General features: G+C 34.6%; 9 protein-coding genes. 1 reads left to right on the forward strand and 8 read right to left on the reverse strand.

The window, feature by feature from the left end:
- Positions 1–5 precede the first annotated feature (5 nt).
- The 4 genes from K5Q12_RS06400 to K5Q12_RS06415 form a co-directional block, all read right to left on the reverse strand.
- Complete coding sequence (locus K5Q12_RS06400) at positions 6–809, reverse strand: Cof-type HAD-IIB family hydrolase (RefSeq protein WP_220742879.1); 804 nt, start codon at positions 807–809, stop codon at positions 6–8.
- An 82-nt stretch (positions 810–891) separates the two neighbouring features.
- Positions 892–2,748: an FAD/NAD(P)-binding protein gene (locus tag K5Q12_RS06405; RefSeq protein ID WP_220742880.1), complete on the reverse strand. Its 1,857-nt coding sequence runs from the start codon at positions 2,746–2,748 to the stop codon at positions 892–894.
- A 110-nt stretch (positions 2,749–2,858) separates the two neighbouring features.
- The gene (locus K5Q12_RS06410; protein ID WP_220742881.1) at positions 2,859–3,554 is read right to left on the reverse strand and encodes a LytR/AlgR family response regulator transcription factor; all 696 of its coding nucleotides are present in this window, start codon (positions 3,552–3,554) and stop codon (positions 2,859–2,861) included.
- Positions 3,551–4,804 carry a GHKL domain-containing protein gene (locus K5Q12_RS06415; RefSeq protein WP_220742883.1) on the reverse strand — a complete coding sequence of 418 codons (1,254 nt, stop codon included), beginning with the start codon at positions 4,802–4,804 and terminating at the stop codon, positions 3,551–3,553. The genes K5Q12_RS06410 and K5Q12_RS06415 overlap by 4 nt, the downstream gene beginning before the upstream one ends.
- Before the next feature lie 253 nt (positions 4,805–5,057).
- Between K5Q12_RS06415 and K5Q12_RS06420 the strand changes: the two genes are divergently transcribed.
- On the forward strand, positions 5,058–6,503 hold the full coding sequence (locus K5Q12_RS06420; RefSeq protein WP_220742885.1) for a glutamate--cysteine ligase: 1,446 nt from the start codon (positions 5,058–5,060) through the stop codon (positions 6,501–6,503).
- On the opposite strand, the gene K5Q12_RS06425 is transcribed toward K5Q12_RS06420, so the two are convergent.
- From K5Q12_RS06425 to tyrS, 4 genes are all read right to left on the reverse strand, one after another.
- Positions 6,500–7,327 (reverse strand): CHAP domain-containing protein, encoded by an 828-nt coding sequence (locus K5Q12_RS06425; RefSeq protein ID WP_220742887.1) that lies wholly within the window; start codon positions 7,325–7,327, stop codon positions 6,500–6,502. The genes K5Q12_RS06420 and K5Q12_RS06425 overlap by 4 nt on opposite strands.
- Before the next feature lie 110 nt (positions 7,328–7,437).
- Positions 7,438–8,301 (reverse strand): NAD(P)-dependent oxidoreductase, encoded by an 864-nt coding sequence (locus K5Q12_RS06430; protein ID WP_220742889.1) that lies wholly within the window; start codon positions 8,299–8,301, stop codon positions 7,438–7,440.
- 4 nt (positions 8,302–8,305) lie between these two features.
- Complete coding sequence (locus K5Q12_RS06435; protein WP_220742891.1) at positions 8,306–9,295, reverse strand: D-2-hydroxyacid dehydrogenase; 990 nt, start codon at positions 9,293–9,295, stop codon at positions 8,306–8,308.
- A 69-nt stretch (positions 9,296–9,364) separates the two neighbouring features.
- On the reverse strand, positions 9,365–10,612 hold the full coding sequence (gene tyrS / locus K5Q12_RS06440) for a tyrosine--tRNA ligase (RefSeq protein ID WP_220742892.1): 1,248 nt from the start codon (positions 10,610–10,612) through the stop codon (positions 9,365–9,367).
- Between the last annotated feature and the right edge of the window lie 924 nt (positions 10,613–11,536).

Below are 11,536 nucleotides of genomic sequence, written 5' to 3' on the forward strand. Positions count from 1 at the left end.
ACTTTTTATAAAATTGATAGTATTGTTTTTAAAACGCCATCATGATTATTATCTTCCAGCACAGGTAAATATTTCCCATGTAACCTAGCATTAGGCATTATATAAGGTTTCCCAACACTATTCAACATCTCAAAATCATTACCACCATCTCCGAAAGCTACAATATCATTTAACTGAATATTTAAGTTATCTGCCAAAATTTTTAATCCAACAGCCTTATTAATATTAGCAGGCACAATATCAATCGCACCAGTACCTGTTTCCGTTACATGGACTGTATTTGCTAACTCATGTTTGACCACTTTATAAAAACGTGTTTCATCAAAATCATCCCAATTCACTGTTACTTTAAAAATAGGATCAAATATTTCTGTCACATCATCAACAATAATAACGTCTCTGAAATATTTCATATGTTTTTCATTAATGAACTGAGCAAACTCACGTGGCACGTAGGCCGTATCTTCAGTAGAATAGACCACACCTTGATCAGGAATAGGGTTAAATGATGATAATAAATTTTGAATATTTCCTAACGTTTCTATATCTAATGATTTTTCATAAAGTATTTGTCCATGATCATTAACAATACGTGCACCATTATTCGTAACATAAGCGATGTCATACTCTAAAAAGTTAGCCAATATGCGGTTAATCCGTTCCTGATGAACACCTGTAGCAACGGCAAAAGTAATATTTTTTTCTTTCAATATTTTAAGCACTTTTTGAAATAATGATTTGTCAAATGTTTTATCATCTGACAAAAAAGTACCATCTAAATCAGTCGCTATCAGCTTAATGTTTGCCATATATCGATCCCGATTTTCTCCTCTATTGTAAACTATTGACCAAATTGTCTTCTAGAACCAGCACCAATCTTTAAATGATTAGTTACGCATAATTCAAAATACGTTGTGCTATCCAAGCACCTTCACGTAATACAACTGTATTAACTCCTGGTCTTGGAATAACTGTCCCAAACCATTTCAATCCCTCTAATGTAATACCGTAAAGATATAAATGTTCAATCTTCTCGCCAGCCTCGTCCAGAACTTCAAATGTCTGCTTATCAATATTAGCAGCCCCTAATTGATACGTTGATCCATCATGACGTTGCTTAACAGGTTTTACAAATATACCTCTATCACGCAATGACACAATAAGAGGGTTTCTTGATACACTTATGTCTGTCGGCCCTAACCGAGCTTCAATCAATGCATTTCCCTCAAAAACATGATTCATAGAATCTGTTGCTCTAAATGAATTGAATGTCGTATCAACTTTGATCCCCGGAGCAGTAATCTTGAACAAGCCTATTTTAATCAAAGCACGTAGTTGTTCAACTCTTTCTAATGGTGGCCCAACTGATATTAGTACATCAAATGATTTAAACCGATTTAAAAATGTTTCATAATCGTCAGCTGAAAAATAGTCATGTTCAACTACATAACGTATCTTATCACGTATATCACGCATAATATCAAAAGCCCCTGCAAATGGTGCACTTTTGTTGCCTAACAATGCATCCTTAATATCTTGATCTAAATACGCAAGCATCCATTGTGTGTAATCAACATCATTTGAGATCCCTTTGGCAGGGTTTACAATACTATCTAAATCAAATGACGCCAAATTTGAAAGTCCAAATGTTTGAGCTGTAATATTTAAATCAACACTAGTTAATAAAGCTGACTTTAATGCTTCAGATTGTCCATATGTGAGAGAACTATCAGGCTGATTGATACGATTAATTAAATATTTATAGTTCAACTCTTTGAGCACAAGTTTTTCAAATTCTTTATAAACAATCTGTCCATTTCCGGCAGCTTTTAACGCTTCTAATGCAGGGAATGTAAAAAATTTTGGTTGATAAAGTTCACTCGTTGCTTTTTCGTTAACACCTCTGGCATGTAAAGGAAAACCTCCTCTAGATCCTGCAATTACGTGTGGCTCCTTACCTGACGGAACATAAACTAGCTCATTATTTTCGTCACGTACATATTGTCCACCTTTTTCAGATGTCAATGCATCTAAATAATCAAAAAAACTTAATCCTAACCCTCGTACAATAACAGTATCTGTTTCATCAAATTGGGTAAGATTAGCTTCTGATGGGTGCCCAGGCGAAACGTACTTTAACCCTTTTTCACCTGCAAAATCTTGGAAATATTGTTCTTCGTCACTTAACACATCATCTGAATGTCCTAGAGCCATAACGACAAAATCGGCTAACATTAATGTCCCATCATTTAGTATCAATTGAAATTTATCACCAATTTTTTTTAAATCGTTAACAGCTTGTTGTGTAAAATTTATGGTTTGTTCATGACGTACACGTTTTGTCAGCCACTCAAAAAACCATGCTGCATAGATACCCATCATCCCTCGAGTTGCAAAATCATTAGGACTTTTCAAACGAGAAACTTGGTTAAGATAACTAACATCAAATTCAGGATGACTGTCTAAAAAAAGTTTCGCTTCATTTTCTATCCACTGAAACATATTTGGTCCTGATAATGGTTTACCACCGTTTTCAATGGAATCATCATTAAACAGCGTAACTTGATCAACTACTGTATTCATTAAAAATTGTTGATTTTGAGGCAAGAATGGATCCCATACACGTCCACCAATAGCATATGGATCGTATATTTGAACATTAATCGGTAAATCATCACTTGCTAAATTAATCAAACGTTCAGCTACTGCTAACCCACGAGGTCCCGCACCTATAATCGCAACTTGCATATATTTTCTCCAAAGCGTGCACTATGGACGCATTATTTTATATAGACTCGTTTCTATTATAGTTGTTTTCAAAAAGGTTTTCAAAAGTTGCCTGTTAGTTTCAGAATTTTCTATAATAATTTCAGAGTTTTTTTGTAGCGTCTGGAAAAAGGAATGACACGATTATTGGTTAACAGTAATGTCATTTCATTAAAAGCAATTCTATCAATTTTATGCCGGTTAATAATATAACCAGAATGTACTCTCAAAAAATCAGCATGTAATTTTTCAATTAACGTCAGTGAGCTGCGAAGTACTAACTGTTTATTTTGACATAACACCACAATACTATGGCTTCTGCTCAAATCAGTGTAAATGGCGTAGATTTGATTAATATCTACTAATTCATGCTTTCGACCATTAGGTATTGCAACTAATTCAGCCGGTTTTTGGGATTTTTCCGAATTTGCTATGGCAGAGTCCATTACAGAAACTAATTGCTTTCGAAACAATTGTTCAGATTGCAGTTTATCAATAAAATCAAGAGCATAAATGTGACATTTAAAACTCCTTTCAACTAATTCTGTATGTGTCGAAAGAATAATAATGGCAGATGTTTTATCTGTCTGACGAATTATTTTAGCAATTTCCAATCCTGCATGAACAACATTTCCAATTTCTAAATCTAAGAAAATAACTTTGTCTTGTTTGTCAGCTAGTACTTTGTCTAGAAATATTGTAGGATTTTCAAAAACCTGACAAGTCGGGAAAATTGCTTGTACACGTCGTTGCTGAATTAAATTATCTTCTAGAAAATAGCAATTCATGATGCAATCTCCAAGATTAGTTTCTGAATAAATTTGTTATCTTCAATAATTGCAATCTGTTCGATTAGCTGATTATTTTCAACATAGCGCGAAACAAAACTTAATCCTAATCCCGTATGATTTTTCTTAGATGAGTACCCAATATTCTGACATTTTCTGATATCTCGATTACTATAGCAAGCATTGATAATTATAATTTCATGGTTAGATTGCGAAAATACCACATGCACAACTTTATCAGATTCTTCACTCGCGTTTTCAATGGCATTATCTAATAAAATGCCAATGACTCGATAAAAATCAAAGTCGTTTTCAAATTGCCCTAAATAAAAACCGTCTTCAATATTAAGTAACAGTTCAATATCATGCTTTTTTGCTTTCTGAAACTTAACTAATAATAATCCTTTTAAATGTATATCGGTTAACTTATTCAATTCAAGAGTTGATGCTTTAGGCAACGATGCCGTGCTATGTTCCAATACTGTGTAGTATGTTTTTTTGATATCTTGTAAATTACCAGATTGAATGCCGTATTCTAAACTAGCTAAAATATTTTTATAATCATGTTTAAAAAATCGATAATCACTAAATTTTTGTTCTAAGTGATTCATATAACTTTCGGAAGCTGTCAAAGCATGCTCTTTTTGATGAAGTCTGTTGATCAATTGTTCATAATGATAATTAATAATTGGGATAAGGACAATAGTGATTACGACCGCCAACCAAAAAATATCCCGCCAAACTGAAACAACAAAATGACCCGTCACAAATCGGTATGATTGATAATTACCCAGTAGTCTAAAGATAATACTAATAGTTAATAACATATTCAATTGTGTGACATGTCTCTGTAAAAAATCATTGCTCAACCAAGTGAACTTAAAATGTCGTAAAGCCAAAACTGCACTAATTGCCAAAACATTAGCACAAAAATCAATAACTGAGCGTTCCTGCAGTGATAGATCAATATCTACTGTCAAACCCATTTGAAAATTTGTTAGCCAAAATGTCAATATTGAACTAATGATAGCATAGAGTACAATAGCTGCACGTCGTTCACCTGAAAACCTTTGACGAAAACCTAAAATACATAGAATGATAATACTCATACTTGATCCAAAATTAGTTTTAACTAACAGAGAAACAATCCCATTATTGAATATATTCACAAAGTATAATGACAAAATACCAATCATCATTGACTTTTTTGTCAGTTTTTTCCCGCACAATGTATCAAACCATAACATCATTGTAAAAGCTTAAAATATAGGCCATGTTAGACAATTAAGTATATGCATAAATGAAAAAAACATACCTATTCCTCATTATTATAAATATTACGCCGTTTTTTGTGCTTTTTTGCACAAAAACTCGAAAACGCATATTATATTTTATCATATTTATAATAAAAGTATAGGGCATATTCTATTTTTCAGTAATTTAATTTCCCCATTTTTTATAATCTAAGGTACACTAGAACAAATTGGTATGGGAGAAAAATTCATGTCAGATACTTATACTAACATTAAAAAAAATCAACTCATAACAGATCTATTTTCAGGTACTTTTGGCATTGAAATTGAAGAACATCGCATACAAATTAGCACTAGAAGTTTGTCACAACATCCGCATGCCGATATATTAGGTAATCGTCGAACGCAACCTTACTTTCAAACTGATTTCTCTGAGAGTCAGGAAGAATTAGTGACGGCACCACAATTTTCTACTCAGAAAGCATTAACTCATTTGCATGAATTACAATTTATGCTGTCAACGGTATTAGCCAACGATGAATTAATTTGGCCCCTTTCAATGCCACCACATTTATCAGTATCAGACATTGATTACTTAAAAACACATTTTGAACGATCTTGGTATCAAGATTACCGCGATGTTTTGCTTAAACGTTATGGCCCTTTTCAACACATAATGGCTGGTGTTCATGTTAATTTTTCACCAACAGATAGTATTGTTAACTGGTTTCAAGAACAACAACAACTAAACTCAATCATTGAGGCCCAAAATACGCTATTTTTTCAGATTGCGCAGCAAATTGTACACTATCGCTGGTTCATAACTTATTTGTTTGGCGCCGCACCAGTTAGTGAAAATCCAGATGATAAAATTCCTAATGATAAGTCTAAGATTGCTCGTTCTTGGCGTGCTAGTAATTTTGGATTCACAAATCATAGTAATATTACCATTGACTACCTAAACTTGACAGACCATATCACTCAAATCAAAGAACATTTAGCCGATGGTAAACTATACGACAAAAGTGAATTTTATGGACCAGTACGGTTAAAATCTTCCGGTAACTTAGACCAATTACTCGCAAACGGTGCCAAATATCTTGAGTTTCGTATGTTTGATATTGATCCTTTTGCAATTGATGGTATTTCACAACTGGCTCTGGATTTGTTACAGCTTTTAATTATTGATGCCATTATCAATCCGCAAACATGGGATAACCATAGTTTGAGATCTGCTAGTGATCGTAATCATGTAGTGGCCTTACAAAACCCATCAGAACAACTAACTAAAGAAAACTACTTATTAGCAACACAGTTAATGATACGCCTCAAAAAAATTGTCGCCGATGCGCCTATTGAAAGCAAAGATCGTTACCATAATGTACTACATACTATTAACACTATGCTACAACAACCTTTATTAACAATCAGCGGACAACTTTTATCACATATTGATAACAATAATTCACTAATAACATTTGGTATGATGCAGGCTACCATACTAAACTCAAAACGAAAATTACAAAACACATCAAACATTTTATCTTATCTTAAACCAACCCTACGTGAAACCTATATACAAGCTCATTATCTTGGTTGGTCAATTGAAGTATTAGAATCCGGTAACCATTTAAAAGTAAGTCATGATAATAAAAGTTTCATCTTATCTGAGTATACTGACTTATTAACACTTTAATTAATTCGACTCACTTGATTCATATCTAACCAAGTATTATATACACCTATTTTCACCTTAATACCATTAGATGGACGATCAACTGCTAATACTCGATACTGTCCATTAACCTTAAAGTAGTCTCCAGGTGATAAAATTTGGTTATAATGTTTGACCCCATTTGCATGTGTCTTATCTAATGGTCCTGCATCAATATAGTTAAGTGCTGTTGATGAACCGCCAGATAATTGGTCACAAGCAATGGTATTCTTCTGCGCATTAACACGAGTAACACGGTAAACACCCGAAAATTTAATCGTTTGGCCAGCTTGAATTGTTGTTGGCGAACTCAACGTTGGACTTGTTTGGTGATCTATAGGCCCTTGGTTAATGTCTTTGAAATGTATGAACCCAGTTACGGCTGTTTTGTTAATTGTTCTGCGATAATATGTATGATTAAAACCATAATTATATTCTTCAATGACAACCTGTCCATTATTCAAAACATCTGCTACCCATCCGACATGCCCGGCACTAAACCATGCAACACTACCAACAGCAGGTGTTTGGTCAACTTGATATCCTTTAGCTAATGCTTGTGAACGCCATTGCCAAGCTGATCCAAACCCTTGAGGCAATTCAAAATGATTCTGCGAATGTAAACGCCATGCAACAAATGAGACACACTCTCTGTTGTACATTCTCCAAGAATCAACCAGTGTATCTGGATGTGCTAATTTCAAATTATTTGGGTAATCATCCCCATGAACAGCAGCAGAAATAGTATGCGTCCCCATTCCTATAATTACTCCTGCTGTCAGTAGACTGACTATCACCTTTTTCATAAAATTCTCCTTTTATTTTGTGATAGTCAATCATACGGAAAAAATGATTTTATTACTAACTAAAAAAACACAATCGACATTTCCGACGATTGTGTTTTTTACTCTACTACTTACTGAAATTCTGCCCATAACTTGACAATAGCTTGGACACCTTCATCTCCATATTTTTGACTTAATTTAGCAAATAATTTTTCTGCTAACTCTGTACCGGGTAAGACGATTGACATTTCATCTGCAGCATCTAAAGCTATGCGTAGATCTTTTAGCAAATGCTTCACATAAAAACCGGGTAAAAAATCGTTTTTCATGACACGCGGCATATAATGAGTAACAGACCATGAACTTGCGGCACCACCAGACCAAATCTGGTAAGCATCCTCTAGTTTCAACCCAGCTGTTTTAGCATAAACCATGGACTCAGCCATGGTAAGCACTGTCGCAGCCACACCAATGTTATTACTCATTTTCATGTGCTGCCCTTTTCCAGCCGATCCAACATGGACAGTCTGTTTACCAATTACTTCAAAAATGGGTAAGGCACATGCAAAAGCTTGTTTAGAGCCACCTACCATAATCGATAATGTGCCATTTTTAGCACCAATATCACCACCAGAAACAGGCGCATCCAAAACACTATACCCAGCTGCCTCACCTTGTTGTGCTAATTGTTGTGCTAGTTTAGGAGAAGACGTTGTCATATCAATTAAAATATCTCCTGCTTTTGCACCAGCAAAAACACCATCTGCTCTAGTCCATACATCCTCTACGTCTTTTGGATACCCTACCATAGTCATCGTCATTTCTGATTCGCGTGCCACATCTGCTGGCGAATCTGCCCACGTAGCACCGTTTGAAATGACTTCTTCTGCATGACTTTTAGTACGATTATATACTACTACCTGGTGACCAGCTGCTAGCAAATTATTAATAATGCCTGTCCCCATTACACCTGTGCCAATAGACCCGATTTTCATTGTCTTACCTCAGAATTTCATTTTCCGTGTAACCACCATTTACAATAGTTACAGCATCGTTAAGCGCCATTTCAACCATATTTTTAATTGCTGTATTGGTGTAGAAAGCAATATGTGGTGACAAATAAAAATTATCTAACTGAACTAAGCGTTGTATATTCTCAGGTAATTCATTAATGGACTGCTTTTTATCCATAAATTCATTTTCATTAGGTGTCACATCAAATGCTGCCCCATATAAATGACCTGACAACAAACTTTTTTCTAAGATAGCCATATCAACAATTTCACCCCGAGCCATATTTAACATGATAGTCCCTGGTTGTATTTTATCAAAAAAAGATTTATCAGCCATACCCTTTGTTTGACTATTAAGTGGTGTGTGAAAACTAATAACATTTGCACGAGAAAGTGCATCATCTAGTGTTGTGTACTCGACAAAGGCTTCATTTTGTGCACGATAAATTGGATCTACAGCAAGCACCTTGGCGCCTAGCGCATGCAACATTTGCGCAAATGAACTACCAATACGACCAACACCAATGAGAGCTACGGTCATTTGATAAATTTCCCTTGCACGACCACCTGCTGCCCAAGTATAATCACCTGTTGCCATGGCTCTGTCAAATTTTTTGTTATTCCTCAAAATATTCATAAGTTGTGTCAATGTATATTCAGCAATGGCACGAGGCGAATATGCAGCCACATTAGACAGTCTAATATTATTTTCAAAAGCAGCTGGCAAGTCAAACACATCATATCCAACTTGGCGTAAAGCAATTTGTTTAATACCAAATTGAGCCAATTTACTATAAATTGGTGCAGGCATAACTGTCGTTTGCTGGGTGGATACTGCATCATATCCTTTAGCCATACTAACGTTTTCTGTATCCAGTGGGTCGAAAAGATTAACCACCTCGTGTCCTGTTTTAGCAGACCAATCTTTTACATATGGCAATTCTTCTGCAACAGTATTGTACATCAATATTTTCATAAATAACCCCTTTATATCAATGACACATCCATCATACACTTTCAATAGCAATCATGAAAAACCATATTTCTATTGGATTTTACCTAAGAAATACTTTTTCTTACCACGACGTACCAATATATATTGACCATCGTAATTCTTTGATGGATCTACTACAAAATCAGTACTCGTTACTTTTTCCCCATTAATCGTAATTGCACCGTTTGTAACATCTTCTCTGGCTTGACGTTTTGAAGTTTCCACACCGCCTTCAACTAACAAATCAACAATATTTTTAACTTCCGAAGTACAATCAAAACTTGGTACACCATCAAATGCGTCAGCAATCTGTGAAGCAGATAACTTAGCCACATCACCACTAAATAATGCTTTTGATAATAATTCAGCTTCTGCAACCGCGTCTTCACCATGCACAAATTTAGTGACTTCTTGTGCCAGACGACGTTGTGCTAGTCTCTCACCAGGGTTTGTTTCAACTTCTTTTGCTAATGCTTCAATTTCCTCAGCGCTCAAGAATGTAAAGTATTTCAAATATTTTTCAACATCAGCATCATTTTGATTTAACCAAAATTGATAGAAAGTATATGGGGAAGTTTTCTTGGCATCTAACCAAATAGCATTACCTTCGGATTTCCCAAATTTCTTACCAGTTGAGTCTGTCATCAATGGAATAGTCAATCCAAATGCCTTAGCTTCATTTCCTTCAAGTGAATGAATCAGATCAATTCCTGAAGTAATATTTCCCCATTGATCTGACCCACCAATTTGCAATTTAACATCTTCTCTACGCCATAACTCATGGAAATCTATACCTTGTAAGACTTGGTAAGTAAATTCCGTAAACGAGATACCTGTCTCTAAACGCGAAGCAACAACATCCTTTTTCAACATAACGTTAATTGAAAAAAGTTTACCGTAATCACGTAAGAAATCTGTTAATGTCAGTTTTCCTAACCAATCATTATTATTAACAATTCGTGTGTTGTTATCACCAAAAAGGCGAGTAACTTGAGCTGTAATGCCCTTTTCATTTTCTATCAATTGCTCTTGTGTTAATAACTTACGTTCAGTTGTAGGTCGTGGATCTCCTATTGCTCCTGTGGCTCCTCCAACAATAATGACTGCTTTTCCTCCAGCATTTTGAAAACGTTTTAGCACCATAAACGGAATTAAATGACCCAAATGAAGTGAGTCAGCAGTAGGATCCGTCCCAACGTATGCCCCTATTTTTTCATTGGACATGGCTTCTAATAATCCTGTTTCATCTGTGACTTGGTTCAAAGCCCCGCGCCACTTTAGGTCTTCTATAAAATTCATTTTTTTCTCCTTTTTGTGATAAAAAACAAAAGCCGCCCTATATATTAAATATATAGGACGGCTTTTGCCGTGGTACCACCTAAATTGTAAGTCATCGGACCTACCACTCACTTATTCAGCCTTATCGCGGCATACGTCATACATTTTATGTTGTGTAACTCGATAACAGCAGCAGGTTAGTTTTCAGCAACCACTAACTTTCTTTGACGTGCCAATCTGTTTCTTTATCAACTGATGATAATCACATTATACCAAACAGATATAATTATTCAAATTTTATGATAAAAACAATTATTTTGTCATTTGTACTTTTGACAAACAATTAATCTTATCATGAAAATAAACATATATACTTTACAAAATATTCGAAATCAAGACAATCATCCCAGAATTAGGAATTTCTTACGCTCGAGCAATTGCAGATATATCTCTACCAATCCTCTATGATCATAGCCATATACTAAAAATTCTTTATACGGGTACTTACGTAGATGATGAAAGATGCTTTTTAAAAATTACAATTTAACACCTTCCCCTGTTAACGAAAATTTGCAATTGATCTGATGGTAAAAACACCAATAATGATTATTTTAACTGGGTTAATGCCTTCTATCTCAACTAAACCATAAGCATTTCGGCCAATATTTTTGCATTTAATGTGTAAACCACTGGTTCAGCTTTTGCCTTAATTTTAAAAACAGTAATTTCATGTTAATTTAATAGTTAAACATAAATATATTGTTTTTATTATATAATAATGATAAAATTTTTAACATTAAAGGAGAACACGTGATGAGCAAAATTAATGTCAACCAAGTGAACACACGAATTATGGGTCAGCTCATTATGCTCAGAAGTCAATAAATTGGACTATTTTTATTCAGTTACTTAGGCAACATTTGAGATACGATTGCGATTATAAAA

The sequence above is a fragment of the Leuconostoc palmae genome, assembly GCF_019656075.1.
Taxonomy (GTDB): Bacteria; Bacillota; Bacilli; order Lactobacillales; family Lactobacillaceae; genus Leuconostoc; species Leuconostoc palmae.